The 25,551-nt window shown below is 70.2% G+C and carries 22 protein-coding genes and 1 tRNA gene; 16 read left to right on the forward strand and 7 right to left on the reverse strand.

The window, feature by feature from the left end; all coding sequences use genetic code 11:
* The first annotated feature begins 73 nt into the window (after positions 1 to 73).
* The 3 genes from galE (at position 74) to RWH44_RS12055 (ending at position 2,771) form a co-directional block, all read left to right on the forward strand.
* Positions 74 to 1,102 (forward strand): UDP-glucose 4-epimerase GalE, encoded by a 1,029-nt coding sequence (gene galE / locus RWH44_RS12045; RefSeq protein WP_316004749.1) that lies wholly within the window; start codon positions 74 to 76, stop codon positions 1,100 to 1,102.
* Between the two features lie 62 nt (positions 1,103 to 1,164).
* Positions 1,165 to 1,938: a FadR/GntR family transcriptional regulator gene (locus tag RWH44_RS12050; protein ID WP_316004750.1), complete on the forward strand. Its 774-nt coding sequence runs from the start codon at positions 1,165 to 1,167 to the stop codon at positions 1,936 to 1,938.
* An 11-nt stretch (positions 1,939 to 1,949) separates the two neighbouring features.
* Entirely contained in the window at positions 1,950 to 2,771 is an 822-nt protein-coding gene (locus RWH44_RS12055; RefSeq protein WP_316004751.1) for a siderophore-interacting protein, read from the forward strand.
* A gap of 104 nt (positions 2,772 to 2,875) precedes the next feature.
* Here the strand turns inward: RWH44_RS12055 and RWH44_RS12060 are convergent, their stop codons facing one another.
* Both RWH44_RS12060 and RWH44_RS12065 read right to left on the reverse strand, forming a co-directional pair.
* Complete coding sequence (locus RWH44_RS12060) at positions 2,876 to 3,655, reverse strand: HAD-IIB family hydrolase (protein WP_316004752.1); 780 nt, start codon at positions 3,653 to 3,655, stop codon at positions 2,876 to 2,878.
* Positions 3,656 to 3,787: 132 nt separating this feature from the next.
* Positions 3,788 to 4,042, reverse strand: coding sequence for an META domain-containing protein (locus RWH44_RS12065; RefSeq protein WP_316004753.1), 255 nt, complete (start codon positions 4,040 to 4,042; stop codon positions 3,788 to 3,790).
* Between the two features lie 274 nt (positions 4,043 to 4,316).
* On the opposite strand from RWH44_RS12065, the gene RWH44_RS12070 reads away from it, so the two are divergent.
* The gene (locus RWH44_RS12070) at positions 4,317 to 6,320 is read left to right on the forward strand and encodes a hypothetical protein (protein ID WP_316004754.1); all 2,004 of its coding nucleotides are present in this window, start codon (positions 4,317 to 4,319) and stop codon (positions 6,318 to 6,320) included.
* A 230-nt stretch (positions 6,321 to 6,550) separates the two neighbouring features.
* Here the strand turns inward: RWH44_RS12070 and RWH44_RS12075 are convergent.
* The 4 genes from RWH44_RS12075 to RWH44_RS12090 form a co-directional block, all read right to left on the reverse strand.
* Positions 6,551 to 6,627 (reverse strand) — tRNA-Pro (locus tag RWH44_RS12075).
* A 156-nt stretch (positions 6,628 to 6,783) separates the two neighbouring features.
* Positions 6,784 to 8,280 (reverse strand): hypothetical protein, encoded by a 1,497-nt coding sequence (locus RWH44_RS12080; protein ID WP_316004755.1) that lies wholly within the window; start codon positions 8,278 to 8,280, stop codon positions 6,784 to 6,786.
* A gap of 114 nt (positions 8,281 to 8,394) precedes the next feature.
* On the reverse strand, positions 8,395 to 9,318 hold the full coding sequence (locus tag RWH44_RS12085) for a metallophosphoesterase (protein ID WP_316004756.1): 924 nt from the start codon (positions 9,316 to 9,318) through the stop codon (positions 8,395 to 8,397).
* Positions 9,315 to 12,014 (reverse strand): transglycosylase domain-containing protein, encoded by a 2,700-nt coding sequence (locus tag RWH44_RS12090; protein WP_316004757.1) that lies wholly within the window; start codon positions 12,012 to 12,014, stop codon positions 9,315 to 9,317. Before RWH44_RS12090 ends, RWH44_RS12085 begins: the two co-directional genes overlap by 4 nt.
* Positions 12,015 to 12,130: 116 nt before the next feature.
* Here RWH44_RS12090 and sp36 point away from each other — a divergent pair, with 116 nt between their 5' ends.
* The 3 genes from sp36 to RWH44_RS12105 all read left to right on the forward strand — a co-directional run bounded on the left by sp36 (position 12,131) and on the right by RWH44_RS12105 (position 13,660).
* On the forward strand, positions 12,131 to 12,349 hold the full coding sequence (sp36, locus tag RWH44_RS12095) for a Sp36 family protein (protein ID WP_316004758.1): 219 nt from the start codon (positions 12,131 to 12,133) through the stop codon (positions 12,347 to 12,349).
* Complete coding sequence (locus RWH44_RS12100) at positions 12,346 to 12,813, forward strand: RidA family protein (RefSeq protein ID WP_316004759.1); 468 nt, start codon at positions 12,346 to 12,348, stop codon at positions 12,811 to 12,813. Before sp36 ends, RWH44_RS12100 begins: the two co-directional genes overlap by 4 nt.
* Positions 12,814 to 12,955: 142 nt before the next feature.
* Entirely contained in the window at positions 12,956 to 13,660 is a 705-nt protein-coding gene (locus RWH44_RS12105; protein ID WP_316004760.1) for a phosphatase PAP2 family protein, read from the forward strand.
* An 89-nt stretch (positions 13,661 to 13,749) separates the two neighbouring features.
* On the opposite strand, the gene acs is transcribed toward RWH44_RS12105, so the two are convergent.
* Positions 13,750 to 15,717, reverse strand: coding sequence for an acetate--CoA ligase (gene acs / locus RWH44_RS12110; protein WP_316004761.1), 1,968 nt, complete (start codon positions 15,715 to 15,717; stop codon positions 13,750 to 13,752).
* 406 nt (positions 15,718 to 16,123) lie between these two features.
* Between acs and RWH44_RS12115 the strand changes: the two genes are divergently transcribed.
* The 9 genes from RWH44_RS12115 (at position 16,124) to RWH44_RS12155 (ending at position 25,510) form a co-directional block, all read left to right on the forward strand.
* Positions 16,124 to 17,134 (forward strand): TadA family conjugal transfer-associated ATPase, encoded by a 1,011-nt coding sequence (locus tag RWH44_RS12115; RefSeq protein ID WP_316004762.1) that lies wholly within the window; start codon positions 16,124 to 16,126, stop codon positions 17,132 to 17,134.
* Between the two features lie 32 nt (positions 17,135 to 17,166).
* Positions 17,167 to 18,003, forward strand: coding sequence for a type II secretion system F family protein (locus tag RWH44_RS12120; RefSeq protein ID WP_316004763.1), 837 nt, complete (start codon positions 17,167 to 17,169; stop codon positions 18,001 to 18,003).
* Between the two features lie 42 nt (positions 18,004 to 18,045).
* A complete protein-coding gene (locus tag RWH44_RS12125) occupies positions 18,046 to 18,282 on the forward strand; it encodes a DUF4244 domain-containing protein (RefSeq protein ID WP_298873507.1) in 237 nt (78 codons plus the stop codon).
* Positions 18,283 to 18,335: 53 nt separating this feature from the next.
* The gene (locus RWH44_RS12130) at positions 18,336 to 18,761 is read left to right on the forward strand and encodes a TadE family type IV pilus minor pilin (RefSeq protein ID WP_316004764.1); all 426 of its coding nucleotides are present in this window, start codon (positions 18,336 to 18,338) and stop codon (positions 18,759 to 18,761) included.
* 11 nt (positions 18,762 to 18,772) lie between these two features.
* Entirely contained in the window at positions 18,773 to 19,090 is a 318-nt protein-coding gene (locus RWH44_RS12135; protein ID WP_316004765.1) for an Rv3654c family TadE-like protein, read from the forward strand.
* Between the two features lie 60 nt (positions 19,091 to 19,150).
* Complete coding sequence (gene topA / locus RWH44_RS12140; RefSeq protein WP_316004766.1) at positions 19,151 to 22,057, forward strand: type I DNA topoisomerase; 2,907 nt, start codon at positions 19,151 to 19,153, stop codon at positions 22,055 to 22,057.
* A complete protein-coding gene (gene tmk / locus RWH44_RS12145) occupies positions 22,054 to 22,728 on the forward strand; it encodes a dTMP kinase (protein ID WP_316004767.1) in 675 nt (224 codons plus the stop codon). Before topA ends, tmk begins: the two co-directional genes overlap by 4 nt.
* A 65-nt stretch (positions 22,729 to 22,793) precedes the next feature.
* On the forward strand, positions 22,794 to 23,972 hold the full coding sequence (locus RWH44_RS12150) for a DNA polymerase III subunit delta' (protein WP_298873498.1): 1,179 nt from the start codon (positions 22,794 to 22,796) through the stop codon (positions 23,970 to 23,972).
* Positions 23,969 to 25,510, forward strand: a complete 1,542-nt coding sequence (locus tag RWH44_RS12155) for an alpha/beta hydrolase (RefSeq protein ID WP_316004768.1) — start codon at positions 23,969 to 23,971, stop codon at positions 25,508 to 25,510. Before RWH44_RS12150 ends, RWH44_RS12155 begins: the two co-directional genes overlap by 4 nt.
* Positions 25,511 to 25,551 lie beyond the last annotated feature (41 nt).

Here is a 25,551-nt window from a genome sequence, read left to right on the forward strand (position 1 = left end):
CGATCAGCGTCGCGCCGTCCCGACCGGTGGACGGCGGCGCGGACGGCTCTGCGCCGAGCGATAGCCTGGGGGTATGCGCGTCCTCCTCGCCGGCGGTGCCGGTTACATCGGAACCCACACGGCCGTCGCCCTCCTCGAGGCCGGCCACGACGTCGTCCTGCTCGACGACCTGTCCGGCACGCACGCGGTCGCCGCGGAGCGGGTCGAACGCATCACCGGCAAGCCCGCGCCGCTGGTCATCGGCGACGCCGCCGACGAGGCCGTCGTCACGGCCGTCTTCGACGAGCACGGTCCGATCGACGCGGTCATCCACCTCGCGGCGTTCAAGGCCGTGGGGGAGAGCACCCAGAAGCCGCTGGCCTACTACTCCAACAACCTCGACACGACGTTCTCGCTGCTGAAGGTCGGTATCGCCCGCGGCATCCGGTCGTTCGTCTTCTCGAGCACGGGTACGGTCTACTCCGACCCGGCCGACCTGCCGTTCACGGAGGAGTCGACCACGAGCATCGACCTGTCGAACGCCTACAGCAAGTCCAAGCGCATGAACGAGGTCGTGCTGGCGGACGTGGCCCGGGTGAACCCCGAGCTCAACGTCACGGTCCTGCGGTACTTCAACCCCGTGGGCGCGCACGCCTCGGGTCTCATCGGTGAAGACCCCGCCGGCATCCCGAACAACCTGATGCCGTTCGTCTCGCGCGTCGCGATCGGCACGCTCGACGAGATCGGCGTCTTCGGCGACGATTACGACACTCCCGACGGCACCGGCCTGCGCGACTACATCCACGTCGTCGATCTCGCGGAGGGCCACGTCGCCGCCCTCGAGCAGGCGCAGCCCGGGCACCAGGTGTTCAACCTCGGCACGGGGCGCCCGGTGAGCGTCCTCGAGCTCGTCGCGTCGTTCGAGAAGGCCGTCGGCCGCGAACTGCCGAAGAAGATCCTCGCGCGTCGTCCGGGCGACGTCGCCGCGACCTACTGCGACCCGACGAAGGCCGCCGAGGTGCTGAAATGGCGCACGCGTTTCTCGATCGACGACGCCTGCCGCGATTACTGGAACTGGCAGACGGTGAACCCGGCCGGGTACCAGACCACCGCCTCGGAGTGACCCCGCGCGCGTAAGGTGATGTGGTCTGGCCACATCGTCGGGCCGGGCGAAGGGGGAACCTCATGCCGGACAGCGCACCGCGGGCATGGCAGGTCGTGCTCGAGCGGATCGAGGGCGATCTCCGTGACGGCCGCCTCGGTCCGGGCGACCGATTGCCGCCCGAACGCGAACTGGCCGCGCAGCTGGGCGTGGGTCGTTCGAGCGTGCGCGAGGCCGTGCGCGTGCTCGAGGTGCTCGGTGTCGTGCGTACGGCTACCGGTTCCGGTCCCTCGGCGGGGGCGATGATCGTGACCACCCCGCGCGGGGGACTGGCGGCGTTCCTGCGTCTGCAGGTGGCGGCGAACGGTTTCCCCCTGAGCGACGTGGTGCGCACCCGCGTCGTGCTCGAGTGCGATGTCGCCGAGCGGCTCGCCCGAACCGACGCCGACCTGGCCGAGATCACCGGCATCCTCGACGCGATGGATGCCGAGTCCCTTCCCCCGCGGGAATTCCTTGCTCTCGACGCGCGCTTCCACCAGGCGCTGGCGGAGGCATCCGGCAACGCCGTCGTCTCGGCGATGATGGCGGGGCTGCGCAGTTCGATCGAGGCCTACACCCAGGCCGGAGCCGCTCGTCTGAGCTCGTGGACGGTTACCTCCGAGCGGCTGCGGGGGGAGCATCGGCATATCGTCGACGCCGTATCGCGCGGAGACGCCGCCGCCGCGCGCGAGCGCGTGCGCGCACACATCACCGACTATTACACCGAGGTGGCGCAGGCTTTGAGCCCGTCCGACCCCGCCGACGACGCGATCGACGGCGCGGTGCGCGCCGCCGTCCGCGCCGCGGCGACCGCGTGAGAGGAATCCCCGTGACCGATCGTCCCGCGCGCGCGCCGCGCCCCCAGCACATCCTCCACGTCGTGGATACCCGGCGGCTGAGTCCGCACCTGGTGCGCGTGCGCGCTCGAGGGACGGATCTGGCGGCGTTCCGCGACAGCCCTCACACCGACGCGTACGTCAAGATCACCTTCGCGAAGCCCGAACTGGGCCTCGAGCCGCCGTACGACCTGGTCGCTCTGCGCGAGACGCTGCCGGCGGAGGACCTTCCCGTCACCCGCACGTACACCGTGCGCGCCGTCGACGGCGACGAGCTGACCATCGACTTCGTCGTGCACGGAGACGAGGGCCTCGCCGGTCCCTGGGCAGCGCGGGCCCAGCCCGGCGACCGGCTCGTGGTCTCGTCCCCCGGCGGGGGATACGCCCCCGACCCGTCCGCAGACTGGCACCTGTTCGCCGGTGACGAGTCCGCGCTGCCTGCGATCGCGGCCGCGCTCGAAGCGCTGCCCTCGGATGCCGTCGGCGCGGCGTTCCTCGAGGTGCAGAGCGCTGATGAGCGCGTGCCCCTCTCGGCTCCCGCCGGCATCGTGGTGACCTGGGTGCACCGGGGCGAGGCCCCGGCGGGCTCCACCCCGGTGCTGGCCGAGGCGGTGGGTGGGTGGCATCCCCTCAAGGGGCGCGGGCAGGTCTTCGCGCACGGGGAACGCGAGGCGATGAAGGCGCTGCGCGACATCGTCTTCACCCGGTGGGGGCTGCGACGGGAGCAGGTGTCGCTCTCGGGGTACTGGGCGTACGGCCGCACCGAGGACCGGTTCCAGGCCGAAAAACGCGAACCGATCGGGAAGATCCTCTGAGGGTGACCCAATCCTCAGAGGCGTGTCGAGATCCGGCCCGCGGGGCTCCCGGGCAGGTTGCGTAGCTCGAGCCCGACTTCGCTCCGGTTCCCCGGCGCGGCCGGTCAGGCCTGGTCGCGCTCCGGGAGAGTCGGGATGAGCTGCTCGAGGAACGCGGCGGTGTCTTCCCAGCCGTGCACGGCGTGGCAGGCGACGCCCATCGCGAGCACCGGGTAGTCGTTGCCGTCGGGGTCGAGCCGGTCGCCGACGAAGAGCATGTCGTCGAGCGGGATGCCGGTGGTGTCGGCGAGCTTGCCCATGCCGTAGGCCTTGTCGATGCCGCGGTGGGTGATGTCCACCGAGGTCGAGCCGCCCGAGCGCACCTCGAGGTCGGGGATGCGCGCGGCGACCGCCTCGCGCAGGCTGTTCTTCTTCTCACCCGTGGGGTCCCACGCCATCTTCGCGTCGAGAGGGGCCGACTGGCCGAGGGCGGAGAACGTGATCTGCGAACCGCGGTCTTCGAGGATGTCGCCCCAGGGCTCGGCCTCCCACAGGCCGAGCCGCTCGGCCTCTTCGCGCACGGCCGACAGGGCGCGCTGCTTCTCGTCATCGGTGAGGGAGTGGGCGTACACGGTCTCGATGCCGGCCGGGGTGAGACGGTAGTACTGCGTGCCGCAGGTCGGCATGAGGTGGAACCGCGAGAGCAGTTCGGGGGAGGCCTCGGGCAGGCGCTCGACGACCTGGGTGCGGAACTGCTGCAGCTGCCCGCCGGAGATGATGGCCACCTCGACCCGCTCGGCCAGGGCGAGCAGCAGCTCGCCGATCCGCGGATCGATGGCTGACTTCGACGGGGCGAGGGTGTCGTCGAGGTCGAAGGCGACGAGGCGGGGCGTGGCGTCGGACACGGGGCTCCTAGGGAAGAGGTGGTCGCGCGCGGGAGAGTGTCGACCCTCATCAGGAGACATCGCGCGGGGCTCAGCGATTCTACCGGGGCCACTCGGGGTGCCCCTGCGGATGATCACCGGGTGACAGGCCCCTCAGACCTTGCGCGTGAGGATGCCGATCTGCGCGCCACGCCGGTCGAAGACGGTCATCGTGTCACCTGCGATGTCAGCCGATCCGATGGCGCGCAGCCACGTGTCGACCCCGAGGCACGCCTTGAGCGTCCCGATGCCGAGCGAGAAGGTCAGGTGCCCACCCTCGGTGGTGTACGTGCCCAGGATGCCATTGCATCCGTCGCTTCCCCTCACCTCGCCGTCGAGCAGCGCGAGGTGCTCCGTGCCGGCTCCCACCCACTCCTCGCCGCGGAACGGAGATTGCGCTCTCCCGCCCCGAAGAATCATCATTCCAACGCTCATGAATGCGACGGCCGATAGAGCCCCCCACCAGCGAATCATGAGAATCTCCTCATCTGTGACGGAATGCGAAAAATGTTCTTATGCAACGCTCAGGTTGTCGTAAGGTAAGCCGCGACGCTGAGAGATGGGTGGGGGCCCTGTCACCGGTTCCTGTCCTGCTCGGAGTGCGTTTTCCCTAACGACACGAGAAGAGACGATGACACGAAACATGAAGCGTATGGGGTGGGCCGGTGCGTCCGCCGCTCTCGCGCTCACCGCGTCCGGCTTGCTGGCCCCCGGGGTCGCCTTCGCCGGTGACGATCAGTCGGTTGCGCTCACATCGGGCCCCGAATTCGACGCCACCGCCAAGCAGCTGCTGAGCAGTGACGACCAGGTGCAGGCTGTTGCGAAGGACGGAAACGGCAACGTCGTCGTTTACGCCACGGCCGACGAGAGCGCGCTCCAGGGCGAGGCGAAGACCTTCGTCGAGTCGAAGTCCAACGTCGAGGTGAAGGTCATCTCGAGCCCGATCATGGCGCTGGCCGAGAATGATGTCGTCGCCGGTGCCGGCTACTTCTCGACGGATCCTGCGAACCCCGGCCTCGGAGGTCTGTGCTCCATCGGCTTCGCGGGTTGGAGCCCGCAGGGCAAGCCGGCGGTCATCACGGCCGGCCACTGCAACGAAGACGGTCTCTTCTCGCAGAGCTTCCTGACGCTGCCGTCCGGCGACCCCGCCGGCGGTGGGGCGGAAGACAACTCCACCGCCGCCCTCGGGGATGATCTCGGTACGCTCGCGTTCACCCAGTTCGGCGGCCCGGGCAACTCCGAGGGCGCTGACGGTGATGCGAACTCGGTCGACATCGCCGCGATCGACGTCACGAATTCCGATCTCGACCTGCTTCCCGAGATCACCGACTGGACGACGGCGAAGAGCGACGACCTCTCGTCGTCGGTGATCGACGTGAAGGCAATCGGTTCAGCTCAGCTCGAGCAGCCGGCATCGAAGTCGGGCCGTACCACCGGATACACCACCGGTACCGTCACGGGCATCGACGGATGGTCGCGCATCACCAAGCCGGACAACACCTTCCGTTGGGTGAAGGGATTCGCGGTCGAGAGCGACTCGCGCATCGTCAAGGAGGGCGACTCCGGCGGAGCCGTCTTCCAGGGGAACACCGCCGTCGGTGTCGTCTCCGGCGGAGACCAGGACGGCGTCCTGATGTGGGCCGCGGACTTGCAGGCCGGTCTCGCGCAGACCGGCGGCTACACGGTCGCTCTGAAGATCGACGCCCCCGCACTCACCACTCCCGCCGACGGCGGCACGGTGGGCATCGGCGGCGCGATCTCCGGTACCGCCCAGGTCGGAACCGCGCTGAAGGTCAAGCCGTCCACCGGCGACGCGTTCGATGTGACCGTCGACGGGGCGGGCAACTGGAGCTTCCCCGCTCCCGACAAGCTCGGCGCCTACTCCTTCTCGCTCACCTCGGTCAGCGGCTACAACACCTCGGCCACCGTCGACGCGTCGGTCCAGGTCAAGGCGGAGGCCCCGGTCATCACGAGCCCGGCCAACGGCTCGACGATCGAGAACGAGCTCACGGCGATCTCGGGCACCGGTCTCGCCGGCGCCATGGTGACCCTGACGGGCGACGTCAAGGGCACCGCGAAGGTCGCCGCCGATGGCAGCTGGTCCGTCGAGACCGATCTGAGCATCGGCCAGTACGAGGTCACCGCCACCCAGGCCCGCGACGGCGAGACGTCGGCTGCGGCCACCGTCGAGTTCACCGTCGCCCCCTCCGCGCCGGTCATCACCGGCGTCCAGGACGGGGAGTCGTACACCGGCGCCGCTGTTCCCACGGCCATCTCGGGAACGGGCCTCACCGGTGCCGACATCACGGTGACGATCAACGACGCCAAGGTCGGCGAGACCGTCGTCAAGGACGGCACCTGGTCGGTCGTGCTGAAGGACGCCCTCGCCGCCGGTGACTACGCCGTGGTCGCCACGCAGACGGTCGACGGTGTCTCGAGCTCCGCTTCGGTGCGATTCTCGGTCACGGCCGCTCCGGCACCGGCACCTTCGCCCAGCGGCACTCCCGCTCCGGGCGGTAACCCCGGCGGCGGACTCGCCAACACCGGTATGGGTGACGTCGCCCCCCTCGCGTGGGGCGCTCTGGCCCTCATGCTGGGTGGCTTCGGTGCCCTCGGATACCGCAAGGTGCGTCGCGCCACGCGCTGAGCACCCTGAGTGAGCGCCCCCGGTGCCTTTCCGTTTCGGAAGGCTCCGGGGGCGCTTTTCTCTGGGAAAGGACTGGAGTGATGCACGGCGTTTCGGCGGGCCGCGCCGGGGACTGGCCGAGCCCGTCCGTGCCGAGTCCGAGCAGGGGTGGTCTGGTGGTCGGGAGAGGGCCGTCGCGAAGGAAAAGGAGAAGGGCCCCCGCTGAGCGGGAGCCCTTCTCGATGATGCGATGGTCGGGGTGACAGGATTTGAACCTGCGGCCTCGTCGTCCCGAACGACGCGCGCTACCAAGCTGCGCCACACCCCGTTGCAACTTGAAAAGTCTACCCTGCCGCGGGCCATGCTCCGAACCACGACGGCATCCGGGCGTGCCGTCCTCGACGACAGACCGGTTGCACGCTGAGCTCCCGGGCGGTGAGGTGCGGGCGGCGGCTCCCTGTCGGTGAACCGCCGCCCGGTGTCCTCAGGTGCGCAGAGCCCGACGTCGACGCCCGAACGCGCACGCGACTGCGCCCAGTCCCAGAGCGGTCACCGCGGCCCCCACCGCGCCCGGGAGTGCGGCGGCGGGCGATCCTGTCGCGGCGAGCGAGGCGAGCGCGGGCGGAGCCGCCGGGGGCAGCGGTTCCGCGCCGGTGGGAGGGGGAGTGGGAACAGGGGTCGTCGTGGGCGCGGGCGGTGCGACCTGCTCGGTCTGGGTGGGGGAGGCGAACCGCTCCTTCCATCGGAATCCGAGGGGGAGGTGGGCCGAGACGCCCGGGTCCTGCTCCTCCCGGTCGATCCGCCACACGGCGGTGTAGACACCCGGGCCGGGAAGCTCGGAACTCTGCACCGTATAGGTACCCGCCCCTACCGACGGATCGGTGGTGAGGCTCAGGTGCGTGAGGGGCGAGAGGTTCGCGGGGATCTCATCGGCTTCTGCGGGCCACGCGCCCGTGCGGTAGACGTCGGCCGTCGCCGTGATCGGCACGAAGGACCCGTCGCTGCGTCGAGGCCAGATGCCGTCGACGGGTGAGACCGTGACGTCGTCGACGAACCGCCCGTCGGTGATCCGCGCCGTCGTCTCGATGCGCGGGGAGAACTGCACGGGCCGGGGCGCGGCATCCTGCGTCGACAGGTCGAACCGCGTGGGTTCGGCCGGGCCCGCGGAATCCTGCTGCCCGGGGGTGGTGTAGAAGTGGACGGCCGCAGCGGGAACCGTGAAGGAGCCCGTCGCGCGAACGGTATAGGGACGGCCGTCCTCGGAGGCCGAGGAGGGGGCGATGATCGGGTAGGTCTCGCCGCCGCGGACGTTCTCGCGGACACCGCTGCCCGTGTCGGCGAAGACGGCGTTCTCGAGGTGCACTCGGCCCGTCGCCGCCGGGTCGACGTCAACGCGCACGGATCCGCGGGTGGGATCGCCCTCGTCGGTCGTGAGCGACAGAGCGCCACCGATCCGCGGAACGGGTACGGCCTCGGCCTCGGCGAGGTATTGCATCGTCTGCGCCTGGATGGCGCCGCTGTTCTCGGGGCTGGCGCGTCGCATGATGAAGTCGATCGCGCCGGGCAGATCGTTACCCTCGTATCCCCAGGAGTGCAGCGTGGTGTCGCGGTCGACGACCGCTTTGACCGCCCAGGCGACGCTCGCGGCCTGCACCGGATCGTCGGTCTGCCCGTAGGAGGTCACGAGATGGTTGATCGACACGAGCTGCTGGGGAGAGAGCCCGTTGACGTCGCTGGATGTGCCGTGGTCGGTCGTCGCGTCTGTCGGCACGGGCAGGCCGGGGTGGATGCAGTACGTGTGGACGTCGCCCACCCGCATGGATCCGTGCCATCCCGTGCGGGAAAGCGGGGCCCACGTGCCGAAGCCCGTGCCACGTTCGGTCGCCTGAGCGGCGGGTGCGACGGCGAAGGTGCCGATGAGGATCGTGAGGAGGGCGAGCGCGGCCGGGAGACGACGCGTCGACGGAGGTGGATGGTGCATGAGGGATTCCCTTCGATCGAGGAGTTCGATCGTCCGGGATCCACCGGCCGGTGCATGCGGAGAAGGGACCGATCCGTGGATGGATCGATCCCTTCGCCGACTGTGGAGGAAAGGTCAGCGCGGCAGCAGCGTGAGCAGACTCGCCTCCGGCCGGCAGGCGAAGCGCACGGGAGCGTAGATCGAGTGCCCGAGCCCGGCGCTGACGTTCAGCGGCACGGTGCGACCCGCCGCGTTCCATTCGCTCAGACCTCGCGCCTGATCGAGGGGCAGGTCGCAGTTCGACACGAGAGCCTTCCTGCTGAAGGGCACGCGCACTTGGCCGCCGTGCGTGTGACCGGCCAGCAGGACGTCGGCACCGAGCTCGACGAAGGTGTCGAGCGTCCGACGATAGGGCGCGTGCATGACGCCCAGCGTGAGATCGGCGCTGGGGAGCGTGCCGAGCACCGGCGGGATGAGCTCGGGCTTGTCCCACTTCCGGTGCGCGTCGTTCACGCCGAAAGCCGTGACGCGAAGGCCCTTCACCTCCACCGACACCGCTGTGTCATCCAGAACACTCCAGCCGAGATCGTCGGTGAAGAACCGGTCCAGGGCGTCGACGTCGAGGTGCTTGTGGGCGGGGAGATTGCCCGAGGGGCCGAGGAAGTAGCGCAGCGGGTTGCGCGGAGCGGGTTCCTGGAAGTCGTTCGACCCGTGCACCACGAGGCCCGGGATGCCGCGGAGGGGGGACAGAGCGGCGCGGATACCCGTGAGTCCGTCGCGGTGGCCGAGATTGTCGCCGGTGTTGACGACGAGATCCGGCGAGAGCTCGGCCAATCGCGCCATCCACTCCTGCTTGCGATGCTGCCACGGCGCCATGTGGGCGTCGGACACGTGCAGGATGCGGACGGGCTCGGCGCCCTTCGGAAGGACGCGGAGGGCGTGATAACGCACCGTGAACAGGTATCGCTCGATACCCATGCCCCACACGGCCGCCCCGACGGCGGCCGCCCCCGCGACCCCGAGGGGCGCGAGGGCGGCCTTCACCACAGGACCGGTCACGAGGGGCAGTCCTTGGCGACGATCGTCAGGACCACGTTGGTGCTCTTGCTGGCCGCCGTTCCACCGGCCGGGTTGGTCGAGACGACCTGACCCTCCGCCGGGGCCTTGTCGTCCTTCGAACAGCCGCCGATCGAGACGGTGCCATACCCTGCGGCCAGCATGGCCGCACGGGCCGAACTGACCGGCTGTCCGGACACCTCGGGCACGGTACCGCTCTGCCCGTTGCCGGGGCTCAGGGTGATGACCGAGCCGGCCGGAGCGGACCCGCCGCCGGGGTTCTGGGCCGCGACACGGTCGTTTCCGAACTCCGCGTCGACCGGGTCGCCGATCGAGACACGGAAGCCCGCGTTCTGGAGCGTCGTCCGGGCACTGTCGATGGACTGACCCACGACGTTCGGCAGGTCGGCCTGCTTCGTCCGCAGGGCATTCGAGGGCGGGTCGGGGAAGGCATCTCCGCCGTAGAACTCGTCGGCTGCGCTCTGGGTCGCCCGAGCGATCGAATACCGCATGTCGGACAGCTGCTGACCGTTCCAGTACTTGCCGAACAGCGTCTCGATGCCGCGCCAGTTACCGACCCACACCGCCGTGGTGACCTTGGTCGAGGACTCGATCATCCACGTGTTCCATCCCTCATGCGTACCGGTCTTACCGAGCACGGGAGTGCCGTCGTAAGGGTTCGCCGAGGAGCCGGTTCCGCCGCTGGCCATGACGCCCTGCAGTGCGTAGCCGACCGCGGCCGCGACGTCGGAGGTGAGCGCGGGCTCGCACGCGCGCTCGGGGATCCTCCGCTCCGCGCCGTCGCTGTCGGTGACCTTGTCGATCACCTTGGGCTGGCAGTGCGTGCCCCCGTTGGCGACCGTGGCGTAGGCGCCCGCCATCGCGAGAGGCGACACCGGGTCGTTGCCGATGACGTTGTTCGCGACGGCCATGTCGATGTCGGTTCCGTTGCCGCGCGTGACACCGAGCTTCTTCGCCGTCTTGGCGATGTCGCAGAGGTCGAGTTCGGATGCCATCGCGAGATAGCCGGTGTTCAGCGAGTCGCGCGTGAAGCGCAGGGGGGTGCCGACGTAGCCGGAGCTGTTCCCGAAGTTGTTGATCGTGACCTTGCCGGCGTTGATCCAGTCTCCGGTGCAGGAGTTCTTCATGTTCGGAACCGGTCCGAGACGGCCGTTGAGGTTCTCGTTGAGCGAGTGCCCCTTCTCGATCCAGTCGACGAGGGTGAAGAGCTTGAACGTCGATCCCGCATTGAATCCGTCGGACCCGCCGTAGGTGCTGTCGCCGGCGAACACGATCGAGTTGTACGACGGGTCCGCTTCGGCCTGAGCAGGGTCCTGGGTGAACTTGGTGTTCTGCGCGATGGCGAGGACGCGTCCCGTGCCCGCCTCGAGGCTCACCGCCGTCGAACCGAAGTCCATGTTCGCGTACATGGCGGGCGCGTTGTCGTTCATCGCCTGCTGGGCGGCATCCTGAACACGCCAGTCGAGGGTGGTCTGGATCGTCAGACCGTCCTGGCGGAGGGCGCGCACCCGGTCGTCGGTCTCGTCGCCGAAGGCGGGGTCGTTGAGGATCGTCGCGACGACGTACTGGCAGAAGTACGGGGCGGCGGAGACGACGCAGCCCTGATCGGTCGAGGTGATCGACGGGGTGATCGGCTCGATCGCGAACTGCACGTACTGTTCGTGCGTGATCTTGCCGTCCGCCTCCATACGACTGAGCACGTAGAGCTGACGGCCCTTCGTCTCGCTGTAGCCGTCGGCGGCGTTGACGAGCTGCTCCTGCGTGATCTCGCCGTTGTCACGCAGCGTGTACAGCGCCTGGATCGTGCCCTGGTCGACGTCGTCGATCGATCCGTCGGGAGCCTTGTTCCACGCGGTCGTGCCGTCGTTGATCGATCCCTCGGGGATGTCGATGCGAAAACGGTTCGGGTTCTGCACCATGCCCGCGAGAACGGCGGCCTGTCCGACGTTCAGCTGCGAGGCCGGGACGTTGAAGTAGCGCTTGGCCGCGGCGTCGATGCCGTAGGTGACGCCGCCGAAGTTGGCGATGTTGAGGTAGCCCAGAAGGATCTGGTCCTTCGTGTACTCCTTCTCGAGCTGCACGGCGTAGCGCATCTCCTGGAGCTTGCGCTGGTAGCCCGCGGCGCCGTCGGACTGGATCGCTTCGAGGGCGCACTTCTGCAGAGCCTCGTCGCGCGTCATGGCCGGCTGGGTGTCGGTCGCCTCGACGGCCTTCGCGTCGCGCTCGCAACGCTGGACGAGCACGTTCTTCACGTACTGCTGGCTGATCGAGGAACCACCCTGGGTCTCGCCACCGGAGGCGTTGCTGAGCAGGGCTCGCGTCGTTCCGATGAGGTCGACGCCGCCGTGCTGGTAGTAGCGGGGGTCTTCCGACGACAGGATCGCGTCGTACATGACCGGGTTGACCTGGTCGAAGGTGACGGGGGAGCGGTTCTGGTCGAAGAACTTCGCCAGCACCTGGTCGCCCGCCATCAGCGTCGTCGGCTGCATGAGCTCGTCGGGCTTCAGGTAGCTCGGCATCTTGTCGAAGATCGTGATGGCGCTGGATGCAGCGGCGCCGGAGACGGCGATGGCCGGCGTCACGGCGGCGGTGACGAGGAGTCCGGCGACCGCGCTCAGGCCGACGAGGCCGACGATGCCGCCCAGGGCACCGCTAGCCGTTCGTTTGTTCTCGGGCATAGGGTTGATGCTAAGCGACGTTGCTGGGCGATGCCTCGAAGGCGTGCGCTCGCGCGCGCACGAAACCGTCCCCGCGCGTGAGATCACGCGCGCCGACCCACCGCCGGGAGCCTCGAATGACCACGTGGGAATACCTCACCACGCCGCTGCTGATCCACAACACCGCCGCGATCCTGAACAACTGGGGCAAGCAGGGCTGGGAGCTCGTGCAGGTGGTGCCCGGCCCCGAGGGGGGGCTCGTCGCCTACTTCAAGCGTCCCGTCGGCGGCGGGAGCGCCAACGCCGGTCTCGGTGCCGCGGAGGCGGCCGCGCGTCAGTTCGAGGGTCAGCAGTGAGCGTCAGCGAGCGGCTCGCCGCCCTCGGCGTCGAGGTCCCCGCGGTCGTCCCGCCGGTGGCGTCCTACATCCCCGCGAAGCGCCACGGCGACCTCGTCCACACCTCGGGTCAGCTGCCCATGGTGCAGGGCGCCCTTCCCGCGACCGGCAAGGTCGGGGAGTCCGCGGGTCTGGTTACCCCGATGGATGCCAAGGGCTACGCCCGCCAGTGCGCGCTGAACGCCATCGCCGCTGCGGCGGCGCTGGTCGGCGGTGTCGACAACCTGACCGGTGTCCTCAAGCTGACCGGGTTCGTGGCATCCGTCCCCGAATTCACCGGGCAGCCGGGGGTCATCAACGGAGCGAGCGAATTCCTCGGCGAGGTGTTCGGCGAGACCGGCGCGCACGCGCGGTCGGCCGTCGGCGTGCCGGTGCTGCCGCTGGACAGCCCGGTCGAGGTGGAGGTCGTCTTCACCGTCGCCTGACGGAGCGATCAAGGAGGGGCCGTGGACGCAGACGCCGTCCGCGGCCCCTCGTCGTTCCCGCGGCCGTGCCGGTGGGGAACGACGGCGTCCGTCAGCGTGCGACTCGGCGGATTCTGAACGAGGGAGGAGGACGATCGGCCTCGTGACTCCTCCTCCCGTGCGGCCCGGCTCTTCGCTGGTCGACCCTCCCGTGCACCCGCGACGCTCGGTCGTGGTCGCCGTCGCGACCGTCATCAGCCTCGTCATGGTCGGACTCCTGCTGCGTCTGGGGGAGTTCGACGCGGCCGGATCCGCGGCCGTGCACCATCTCCGCGGAGGGCCGCTCGGTCCGGTGGCGGAGGTGCTCTACCTCGCCCTCAAGCCGCTGCCCGCGACGCTGACGATGCTGGCGGCGACGGGGGCGGTCGCGGGCCTCACCCGGTCGTGGCGGCCCGCCGTCGTCTTCTCGGGGACGATCGCGGTGACCTGGGGGTCGGCCGAGGCGGTCAAGCTCGTCGTCGACCGTCCACGACCCGGACTCAGCGAGGCGGCGATGGCGACGATCGGGCGCGCCGCCGACGCCTCCTTCCCGAGCGGTCACGTCGCCTTCACCGCGGCTCTCGTCGCCGTGTGCGCGTGCCTGGCGTGGGGCACACGGTGGCGCTCGGTCGTGATCGTGCTGGGTGCTCTCCTCGTGGTGTGCATGGCCGCCGCCGTCGTGATCGAGGGAGTGCACTACCTCGGCGACGCCGCGGCATCCCTCGTCTGGGTGGCGGGGGTGTTCCCGGCGGTACGCGGGGGGTGGGCGATGGCCGTCGCGAGGATGGATGCCACGCTGCGGCGCCGACGCTCGCACCGGGTCGTCTGACTCACGGCACGACGGATCTCACCCGCCACCGTCACGCTGCCACGACGGCGGGAGCGTGACGGGGACACGGCGTCCCCGGCCGGCGGACGTCACTTCACCTGGGCGCTGATGACGCTCATCACGGCGGTGTCGGCGAGCGTCGTGGTGTCTCCGACCTCGCGTCCTTCCGCCACGTCGCGGAGCAGGCGGCGCATGATCTTGCCCGAGCGGGTCTTCGGCAGCTCCCCGACGATGTAGACGTCGCGCGGGCGCGCGATGGGGCCGATCTGCTCGCCCACCCATCTGCGCAGCTCGTCGCCGAGTCCTTCGACGGGGTTCTGCTTCAGGTAGCGGCTCTTGATGATCACGAAGGCGACGACGGCTTGGCCGGTGGTCTCATCGGATGCCCCGACCACGGCCGCCTCTGCGACACCGTCGTGCCCGACCAGGGCCGACTCGATCTCGGCGGTCGAGAGGCGGTGGCCCGAGACGTTCATGACGTCGTCGACGCGACCGAGCAGCCACACGTCGCCGTCGTCGTCCAGGCGGGCGCCGTCGCCGGCGAAGTAGTAGCCCTTGTCGGCGAACTTGTCCCAGTACGTTTCGCGGTAGCGGTCGGGGTCGCCCCAGATGCCGCGCAGCATGCTGGGCCAGGGTTCGGTCACCACGAGCAGACCGCCGCTGCCGTTGCCGACCGGCTCGCCGCCGTCGTCGACCACCGCGATCGAGATCCCGGGCACGGGCACCTGCGCCGAGCCCGGCTTGGTCTCGGTGACCCCGGGCAGGGCCGAGATCATGATCGCGCCCGTCTCGGTCTGCCACCACGTGTCGACGATGGGCGTCTCGTCGGCGCCGATGATCTCGCGGTACCAGACCCACGCCTCGGGGTTGATGGGCTCACCGACGGAGCCGAGCAGGCGCAGCGACGACAGGTCGAACTTCTGCGGCACGTCGCGTCCGATCTTCATGAAGGAGCGGATCGCCGTGGGCGCGGTGTAGAAGACCGTGACGCCGTGGTTCTGGATGAGCTCCCACCAGCGACCCGGGTGCGGGGTGTCCGGGGTGCCCTCGTAGAGGAGCTGCGTCGCGCCGTTGGCGAGCGGGCCGTAGGCGACGTAGGTGTGGCCGGTGATCCAGCCGATGTCGGCCGTGCACCAGTAGACGTCGGTCTCGGGGTGCACGTCGTGCACGACGCGGTTCGTGAACGCCGCTTGCGTGAGGTAGCCCCCCGAGGTGTGCAGGATTCCCTTGGGCTTCCCGGTGGTCCCCGAGGTGTAGAGGATGAACAGCGGGTTCTCGGCGGGGAAGGCCTCGGCCTCGTGCTCGCTCGAGGCCTGCGGCACGACGTCGTGCCACCAGATGTCGCGGTCGGGGGTCCATTCCACCTCGTTCTCGCCGCGCTTGACGACCAGGACGTGCTCGACGGTCTCCTGGATGCCGGAGCCGTTGCGGTCGGCGAGGGCCTGGTCGACCGCGGGCTTGAGGGGGGACACCTTGCCCTTGCGCCAGCCGCCGTCTGCGGTGATGACGACCTTCGCTCCGGCGTCGTCGATGCGCGCGCGGAGGCTGTCGGCCGAGAACCCGCCGAAGACGACGGAGTGCACGGCGCCGATGCGGGCGACGGCGAGCATCGAGGCGATGGCCTCGGGGATCATCGGCAGGTAGAGCGCCACACGATCGCCGCGTTCGACGCCGAGGCCGAGGAGGACGTTGGAGAGGCGCTTGACCTCGTCGGTCAGCTCCGCGTAGGTGACGTTGCGCTGGTCGCCGGGCTCGCCTTCCCACCGCAGCGCGATGCGATCTCCGTTGCCGGCTTCGACGTGACGGTCGAGGCAGTTGTAGGCCACGTTCAGCTCGCCGTCGGCGAACCACTCCGCGAACGGGGGGTTGGACCAATCCAGCACCTGGGTGAAGGGCCTGTGCCAGTGCAGTTCGCGGGCCTGGTCGGCCCAGAAGCCCTCGCGGTCGGCGGCTGCGCGCTCGTACAGACTCCGGTCTGCGACGGCGTTCTCGGCGAAAGCGGCCGACGGGGCGAACCGGCGGGTCTCGTTGAGGAGGTGGTCGATCTGGCTGCTCATCGCGGCGCTCCTTCGCGTTCACGTCACACCGCGTCGATGCGCGGCGTTCTACCCGGGTCACGCTAGCGACCGCTCATTCCGGGGGCCACCTCCGATAGTTGGCATCGCCGTCGCCCGGGAAACAGGTGATATATCGCAATGAATAGGTCGCGAGAGTTGGTCCGGCTCATTCACGCGCGTACTCTTAGAACGCCCGAACATCGCTTCCGGCACTCGCGTCGGGGGGAGCCCCCCAATTTTCCTCCGGCGCGCGGCGGCATCCCTCGCCCCCCACTGTAGGGATGCCGCCCCCTTCTTTTTCCGGCCGCTCACACCTTTCCTCCCCAGTGAGGAGAGCCGGCCTGTTGTCCACGGAAGCCCATCCGCGCCCCGCGACGGGGCCCCGCCGATGCCTACCGTCGTGGTCGTGGCATCCCTTCCTTCCCTCGCATCGACCGCCCCGCCCGTGGCCCGGCCGGCGGATCCTGGTCGCGCCGACGACGGGGCCGATGACGATGCCGCGCTGACATTCCTCCGCCCCTTCCTCGACGACCCCGTCGTCACCGACCTCTTCATCAACGGAGAGCACGGGCTCTTCGTCGACCGTGGCGCCGGGATCGAACGGGTGGCGTCCTGGCGGGCGAGTGAAACGGAGGTGCGGCGTCTGGCGGTGCGCCTGATCGCGCGGGGCGGTCGCCATCTCGACGACGCCTCCCCGTGCGTCGACGTGCGGTTGGAGCGGGGCGTGCGCGTGCACGCGGTGCTCGCGCCGGTCGCCGCCCGCGGAACGACCATCTCGGTGCGCGTCCCCCGGTGGGACACTCCCGACCTCGCGCTGTTGGAGCGGACCGGGATGCTGTCCGAGGTTCAGCGCGAACGCCTTGAGGACTTCGTGGACCGACGGCAGAACCTGCTCATCACGGGGGCGACGGGCGCGGGCAAGACCACTCTTCTCTCCGCACTCCTGGCCCGAGTCCCCACCACGCAACGCATCATCACCATCGAAGAGGTGGCCGAGCTGCGTCCCGCGCATCCCCATCACGTCGCGCTCGAGGCGCGCCAGGCGAACATCGAGGGAGCCGGCGGCATCACCCTCGCACGGCTCCTCCGCGAGGCGTTGCGCATGCGCCCCGATCGCCTCGTGCTGGGGGAGTGCCGCGGCGAAGAGCTGCGCGAGCTCCTGATGGCGCTGAACACCGGGCACGACGGGGGAGCCGGCACGCTCCACGCGAGCGGCCTCGCCGACGTCGCGACGCGTCTGGAGGCGCTGGGGGCGCTCTCCGGAATGGATGCCGTGACCACGGCGCGGCAGGTGGTGAGCGCGGTCGGTGCGGTGGTCCACGTCGACCGATCGGACGGGCGCCGACGCGTGACCGCGTGGGGGAGACCGGTCATCCGCGACGACCGACTCGTCATCCAGCCGGAGGAGTGGTCGTGACGGCCCTAAGAACAGACCCTTACGCGACCGTGGTGCGTCTCGCTGTCCTGCTCGGGGGCGGAGCTTCGCCCGCTCTCGCGTGGCGGCACCTGGCGGAGGGAGGAGACCCCACCGCGGCAGCCGCGGCCCGGGCCGCTGACCGGGGTGAGGACGTCGGCGCCGTGCTGACCGCGGCGGGCGGGGCCTGGGTCGACATCGCGGCCGTCTACAGCGTCGCCGTCGAGACGGGGGCTCCCTTGGCCGAGACGCTCCGTTCCGTGGCGGGCGCTCTGCGCGACGCGGCCGAAGTGGCCTCCGAGGTGCGCATCGCGCTGGCCGAGCCGCTCGCGACGGCGCGCCTGCTCGGTTGGCTTCCCGCGGCGGGTGTGCCCCTCGGGGCGCTTCTCGGCGCCGATCCCCTCGGCATGCTTCTCGGCGATCCCCTCGGGCGCGGGTGCTTGGTCGGCGGGGTCGCCCTGGTCGCCGGGGCGCACGTGTGGTCGCGGAGGCTGGCGCGGTCGGCGCGTCCGTCCGCGAGGGTGCCGGGACTCGAGGCCGAGCTGTGGGCGGTCGCGCTCTCGGCGGGCGCGCCTCCCGAGCGTGCGCGCGCGGTGATCGCCCGCCGTGCGCGCAGCCCCGGCGAGTCAGGGGCGCCCGCCATCCACGAGACGCTCGATCTGGCGCTGCGAGCCGGCGTCCCCGCCGCGGAGCTGCTTCGCGCCGACGCCTGGGCGTCCCGGCACCGGGCTCGCACCGAGGGGCGGGAGGCGGCGGCACGCCTCTCGACGCGTCTGCTCCTCCCGCTCGGGGCGTGCACCCTGCCCGCTTTCCTCCTGCTCGCCGTCGCACCGATCGTGCTCGGCCTGCTGCGCTCCGGCGTTCTCCCGTGACCGCTTCATCGATCCCGAACACCCCAACATGAAGGAGACCCCATGTCCGACCTCGATCCTCGCGCCCCGTTCGTCCACGACCCCTCGTCGTTCCCCTTGCTCACCGGCGCCCGCGCGCGCCGAGCGTTCCTCGACGAGCGCGGCGCCGCCACCGCGGAGTACGCCATCGCAACGATGGCGGCCGTGGCCTTCGCCGGGCTGCTGGTCGTCATCATGCGCAGCGACGAGGTGCGCGGCATCCTGACCGACCTCGTGCGCCGCGCGCTCACGGTGCAGTGACGCGGTGGTGTCGGTCGGGCGCCGTCGCGCGCTCGCGGCGGTGCCTGCGGAGAGTGGGCGCCGCCTCGCGCGCGCGGCTGCGCCTCCGGGCCGTTGGCGCGGCCTCGCACTCGCGGCTGGGCGAGTCGGCTGCCACGGCCGCCTCGCGCGTGCGGCTCGGCGACCGGGGCGCGGTCGCGGCGGAGTTCGCCGTGACCCTCCCGGCCGTGCTGATCGTCCTGGCGCTGGGAGTGGGGGTGCTCGGCACCGCCGCGACCACGCTGCGTCTGCAGCACGCGGCGACCGAGGGTGCTCGGCTCCTCGGCCGTGGAGACGACGTCGGAGCGTCGGCCGCGCTCGCCGCAGCCGGCGGCTCGATGACCGTGACGCACGACGACGGTCTCGTGTGCGTGTCGACGTCTGCGACCCGTTCGGTTCCGCTCGCCCTCCCCCTCCCGCCGGCCGCGGCGCGCGCTTGCGCGCTCGACGGTGGCCGCTGATGGCGGGCAGCGTGTCGACCGTCGGTGTGCTGGCGGTCGTCGCCGGTATGGCGGTGGCGGTGGCAGCGGTCGGAGGGGCCGCGTTGACGGCGCGGCGGGTGGCCGGCACGGCGGATGCGGCTGCCCTCGCGGCGGCCGATACGGCCAGTGGCGCGGTGAGCGGCTACCCGTGCGACGCGGCGGCGCGAGTGACCGCCGCAGCCGGGTGGCAGCTGACGGAGTGCCATGTCGACGGCCTGATCGCCACGGTCACCGTCGCCGGGGCGTACGGTGGAGTGCCCCTCGATGCGCGCTCGCGAGCCGGACCTCCCGATGTCTCGAGCCCGTGAGACCTCCCGGAACCCGAACAGGGAGGCGTGTGTATGGTGTGCATCGAAGAAAGGACCCCAGTGGCAAACGGAAAGAAGCTCGTCATCGTCGAGTCCCCGACGAAGATGAAGTCGATCCAGGGATACCTCGGCGACGACTACGAGGTGCTCAGCTCGGTCGGTCACATCCGCGACCTCGCGTCGAAGAAGGAGATCCCGGCCGACAAGAAGGCGGCGTACGGCAAGTACTCCATCGACGTCGAGAACGACTTCGACCCCTTCTACGTGGTCAACGACCGCAAGACGAAGACGGTCGCCGAGCTCAAGCGCGCGCTGAAGACCGCCGACGAAGTCCTGCTCGCCACTGATGGTGACCGAGAAGGCGAAGCCATCGCGTGGCACCTGCTCGAGGTCCTCAAGCCCAAGGTCCCCGTCCGCCGCATGATCTTCCACGAGATCACCAAGGACGCCATCCGCGATGCCGCGGAGCACACGCGAGACCTCGATGTCTCGCTCGTCGACGCTCAGGAGACGCGCCGCGTCCTCGACCGTCTCTACGGATGGGACGTCTCGCCGGTGCTCTGGCGCAAGGTCGGTTCCGGACGCGAGGGAACGGCGCTCAGTGCCGGCCGCGTGCAGTCCGCCGCCACGCGCATGGTCGTCGAGCGTGAGCGCGAGCGCATGGCGTTCGTCTCGGCGTCGTACTGGGATGTCGAGGCACTCGCGTCGCAGTCGGGCTCGTCGTTCACCACGCGACTGAACCGTCTCGACGGAGCCCCCATCGCCCGCGGTGGAGACTACGACGACAACGGTCAGCTCAAGAGGGCCGTCGTCGTCCTCGACGAGTCTGCTGCTCGCTCGCTGGCCGACGCGATCACCGCCGCGGGGCGCGCCACGGTGTCGAAGGTCGAGGCGAAGCCGGGCACGCGCAGTCCTCGTGCTCCGTTCACGACCTCGACCATGCAGCAGGAAGCCGGCCGCAAGCTCTCGATGAGCGCGAAGCACGCCATGGGCGTCGCACAGCGTCTGTACGAGAAGGGCTTCATCACCTATATGCGTACCGACTCGGTCGCGCTGTCGGGGCAGGCGATCTCGGCCGCCCGCGCCCAGGCCGTGGCTCTGTACGGCGACAAGGCGGTTCCCGCGAACCCCCGCGTCTACAAGAGCAAGTCGAAGAACGCGCAGGAGGCGCACGAGGCCATCCGCCCCTCGGGCGAGACCTTCCGCACGCCCGCCTCGCTCGCGTCGTCGCTGGACCGCGACGAGCAGAAGCTCTACGACCTCATCTGGAAGCGCACCGTCGCCAGCCAGATGGCGGATGCCAAGTACGAGACGACGACGGTCACCCTCACCGTGCAGGCCGCGGCGCAGGTCGCCGAGTTCACGGCATCCGGAACCGTCTACACCTTCAAGGGCTTCCTCGAGGCGTACGAAGAGGGCGCTGACGAGAAGCGCAACGACGACGACGCCGACCAGTCGCTGCCCGCCGTCGCCGTGGGCGACGAACTGGCGATGAGCGATGTCGAGCCCAAGGGGCACAGCACCTCTCCCAAGCCGCGCTACACCGAGGCGAGCCTGGTGAAGGCGCTGGAGGAGAAGGGCATCGGTCGCCCGTCGACCTTCGCGAGCATCATCGGCGTCATCCTCGATCGCGGCTACGTCACCAAGCGGGGCCAGGCGCTCGTTCCGAGCTGGCTCGCCTTCAGCGTGGTGCGACTGCTCGAAGAGCACTTCGCCGACCTCGTCGACTACGACTTCACGGCGGCGCTCGAAGACGACCTCGACGCGATCGCCCGCGGGGAGCAGCGCCGGACCGAGTGGCTCAAGTCGTTCTACTTCGGTTCGGAGAAGCAGGTCGGCCTTCGCCACATCGTCGACAACCTCGGCGAGATCGACGCGCGCGAGCTCAACTCCACGCGTATCACCGACACGGCCGTGCTGCGGTTCGGCAAGTATGGTCCCTACCTCGAGGTCACCGATCCCGCGGCGGACGCCGATGCCAAGCCGCGGATCGTGAACATCCCCGAGGACCTCGCACCCGACGAGCTCACCCCCGACAAGGCGCGGGAGCTGATCGAGGCGCCGGTCGCCGGCGATCGCGTGCTGGGGGAGAACCCCGAGAACGGCAAGCTCGTCGTCGTCAAGGACGGTCGCTTCGGACCCTACGTGCAGGAGGTCGACGCCGAGGAACCCGAAGAGGTCGATCAGGCCACGGGCGAGGTCGTCGAGGCCCCGAAGAAGCGCGGCGCGAAGAAAGAAGCCGCCCCGAAGCCCCGTACGGCATCGCTCTTCCGCTCGATGTCGGTCGACACGATCGAACTCGACGCGGCTCTACAGTTGCTCTCCCTCCCGCGCGTCGTCGGTGCCGATCCGGCGACCGGCGACGAAATCACCGCTCAGAACGGGCGATTCGGCCCGTACCTGAAGAAGGGCACCGATTCGCGATCGCTCGACAACGAGCAGCAGATCTTCGACATCACGCTCGAGGAGGCGCTCGCGAAGTACGCCGAGCCGAAATACGGCGCGCGTCGCGCCTCGAGCGCGCTGAAGGAGTTCGACGCCGACCCGGTGAGCGGCAAGCCGATCAAGCTGAAGGACGGTCGATTCGGCCCCTACGTCACCGACGGCGAGACGAACGCCACGGTTCCCCGCGGTGAGAACGCCATGGAGATCACCTTCGAGCGTGCGGTCGAGCTGATCGCCGACAAGCGGGCCAAGGGCCCGGCGCCCAAGAAGACGACCACCGCGCGGAAGACGGCCACCACGAAGACGGCGGCGAAGACGACCGCCGCCAAGACGACCGCCACGAAGACGGCGGCGACCAAGGCGACGGCGACGAAGACGGCTGCGTCCAAGACCACCGCGACCAAGACGGCGACGACACGGACGACGGCAGCCAAGACCACGGCAGCCAGCACGACGGCAGCCAAGACCACGGCAGCCAAGACCACCTCGACCACCCGCAAGGCCCCGGCGAAGAACTCGTGACCGGCCTCGAATCCCGGCCGCTGCACGCCCCACGGGCGGCACCGGCCGGGGGTCCGGGGCTCTTCGTCACCTTCGAAGGGGGAGACGGCGCCGGCAAGACCACCCAGGCGTCGATGCTGGAGGAGTGGCTCGCGGCCGACGGTCGCGACGTCGTGCGTACCCGCGAGCCGGGAGGCACCGAGGTGGGCGTGCGGATCCGGGAGATCGTCCTGCACCACCGCGGTCACATCGCCGCCCGCGCGGAAGCGCTGCTGTACGCCGCCGATCGCGCGCATCACGTGGAGACCGTCGTCCAGCCCGCCATCGCCCGTGGTGACGTGGTCATCCAGGACCGTTATCTGGATTCGTCGGTCGCATACCAGGGCGCGGGCCGTGTGCTCGACGCCGACGACGTGCGCGCGCTGTCGCTGTGGGCGACGGGGGGCCTGCTTCCCGACCTGACCGTGCTGCTCGACCTCGACCCGACGGCGGCACGGCGACGGCTCGATGCCGCCGACAAGCCCTTCGACCGGCTCGAGGCGGAGAAGAGCGACTTCCACGCGCGGGTCCGCGCGGGCTTCCTGGCGCTCGCGCTACGCGAGCCCGAACGCTTCCTCGTGCTCGACGCGACCCAGGCGCCGGAGATCCTGGCCGCGCGGGTGCGGGACGCGGTCGCCGAACGCCTGCGCTGAGCCGGACGTGCACCGACAGCCGATGCTCAGCGGCGGTGTCGGACCCCGGGATTAGGCTGGAACCCATGTCCGTCGCGCTCGAGCCGTCTCCGCGGGCCGCCGGCGCGGCCCCCTTCCCGTGGGACGCCGTGTGGGGTCAGGACGAGGCCGTCGCGAGCCTGCGCCACGCGGCATCCGACCCGTCCGCCCTCGCCCACGCGTGGCTCATCACCGGGCCGCCCGGTTCGGGGCGATCGACTCTCGCCTACGCGTTCGCGGCGGAGCTCATCGCCGACCCCGGCGACGAGCGGGCGCAGCATCAGGTGCTCGCGCGCACGCACCCCGACCTCACGGCTCTCCGGACGGAACAGGTCGTCATCCGTATCGACGAGGCACGCCGTCTCGTCGAGCGGGCCTCCTTCGCGCCCTCGCTCGGCCGTCACCGCGTGATCGTCGTCGAAGACGCCGACCGCATGGCCGAGCGCACGTCGAACGTTCTGCTGAAGGCTCTCGAAGAACCGCCCGAGAAGACCGTCTGGGTGCTCTGCGCGCCGAGCGACGCCGATCTGCTCCCCACCATCCGTTCGCGCGTCCGCGTCCTGCGGCTCCGCGAGCCCTCCGTGGCCGACGTCGCGGGTCTCATCGTCGAACGCACAGGGGTCACGCCCGACGTCGCCGAAGAATCGGCCCGTCACGCGCAGCGCCACATCGGCATGGCGCAGCGTCTCGCCACCGACGACGACGCCCGGGCGCGCCGCGCCGAGACACTGGCGGCGGTGCTGGCCGTGCGGGGGATCGGCGACGCGGTCGAGGTCGCCGGGCAGATCGTGCGTCTGGCGACCGACGACGCGAAAGCGCTCACCGCCACCCGCGACGAGGAGGAGCGACGGGCTCTGCTCCGCATGCTGGGGGTGGCAGAGGGGGCCGCGGTTCCTCCGTCGGTGCGCGGGCAGGTGAACGCGCTCGAAGACGATCAGAAGCGCCGGGCCACGCGGAGCCTGCGCGACGGGATCGATCGGGTGCTCACCGATCTCCAGTCGCTGTTCCGCGACGTCGTGATGGTGCAGTACGGCCGCGAAGCCGACCTGGTCAACGTCGAGCGCCTCGACGCTCTGCGCGCGCTGGCGACGCAATGGACCCCGGCACGCACCCTCGGGGTCCTCGATCGCATCTCCGTGACGCGCCGCAACCTCGAACAGAACGCGGCACCGCTCCTCGCCCTGGAGAGTCTCATGATCACCGTGGCGAACGGATCCGCGCCGTGAGCGTGCGACGGCGCCTGACCGCCCTGGTCGCGGGCCTCGCGGGCGTCGCGCTGGCGCTCACGGGCTGTCTGTACGCGCAGATACCGCCGATGGCCCCCGACGGAGGCCGCTCCCTCGCACCGCAGACCGAGGGCATCGATTCCGCCCTCCTGCCCTACTACGGGCAGACGCTGACCTGGACCGCATGCGGCAGCGCCGGCTTCGACTGCACCACCGTCACCGCTCCGCGCGATTACTCCGACCCGTCGGCGGGTGACCTGCAACTCGCCGTCATCCGGCATCGCGCGACCTCCGGCGAACCGCTCGGGTCGCTGCTGACCAACCCGGGCGGCCCGGGCGTGAGCGGCGTCGACACCGTCCGCGACTCGTTGTCGCTCGTCGCCGACGAGGCGCTCACGCGGTCCTTCGACGTGATCGGGTTCGACCCCCGAGGCGTCGGCCAGTCGACGGCGGTGTCGTGCTACGACTCCGCCGGGATGGATGCCTACCTGTACGACATCCCGCCGGGAAAGCGCGGCAGCGACGAACGCAACGCGGCCCTCGAGCAGCGGCAGGCGGACTTCGCGAAGGCCTGCGAGGCCGGGAGCGACGGCATCCTGCCCTACATCTCCACGGAAAACGCGGCGCGAGACATGGATCTGCTGCGGGCCGTGCTCGGTGACGAGAAGCTCAGCTATCTCGGCTTCTCGTACGGCTCCCTGCTCGGCGCGACGTATGCCGGGCTGTTCCCGGAACGCGTCGGGCGCATGGTGCTCGACGGAGGCATCGATCCGAGCCTGGCCGGCAGCGACAGCGGGATCGCGCAGGCGGTCGGCTTCGAGAACGCGCTGCGTGCGTTCATGGCCGATTGCCTCCGCGCCTCGGACTGTCCCTTCTCGGGATCGGTCGACGACGCGATGGATGACGTGGCGTCCATGCTCGCCCGCGCCGACTCGCGCCCTCTCAGGGGCGCCGACGGGCGCCTCCTCGGCGCCGACTCGCTGCTCACGGCCATCATCGCCGCGCTCTACAGCGACGAGAACTGGCCCTACCTGCGCGTGGCCCTCGCCGACGTGCAGAACGGCGACGCCTCCGTCGCCTTCCAGCTCGCCGACTTCTACAACGGCCGCGTCGACGGGCAGTACATCGACAACACCATGCAGGCCCTGCGCGCCTATAACTGCGTCGACTACCCTCGCGAAGACGATGCCGACGAGGCGGCGCTGCAACAGGAGCTGGAGCAGAAGGCTCCGGTCGTCGCGCCCTACTGGGTCGGTCCCGACGCGTGCGCCGCGTGGCCGGCGCCGCCTACCGGGGAGCCTGGCGCCATCACCGCCCCGGGGTCGCCGCCCATCCTCGTACTGGGCACCACGGGCGACCCCGCCACGCCCTACGCCGAGGCCCAGGCGCTGGCCGATCAGCTCTCGCAGGGAGTCCTGGTCACCTACGTCGGCGAGGGGCACCTGGCCTACAACAAGGGCAACGACTGCGTGAACGGAGCCGTCGACGACTACCTCATCGACGACACCGTGCCCGCCCCCGACCTGCGCTGCGAGTAGCGCCGCGGCGACGCCGTGCGCCTACGCTTGATCCGTCACAT

Source organism: Microbacterium phycohabitans (assembly GCF_032464935.1).
Classification (GTDB): Bacteria; Actinomycetota; Actinomycetes; order Actinomycetales; family Microbacteriaceae; genus Microbacterium; species Microbacterium phycohabitans.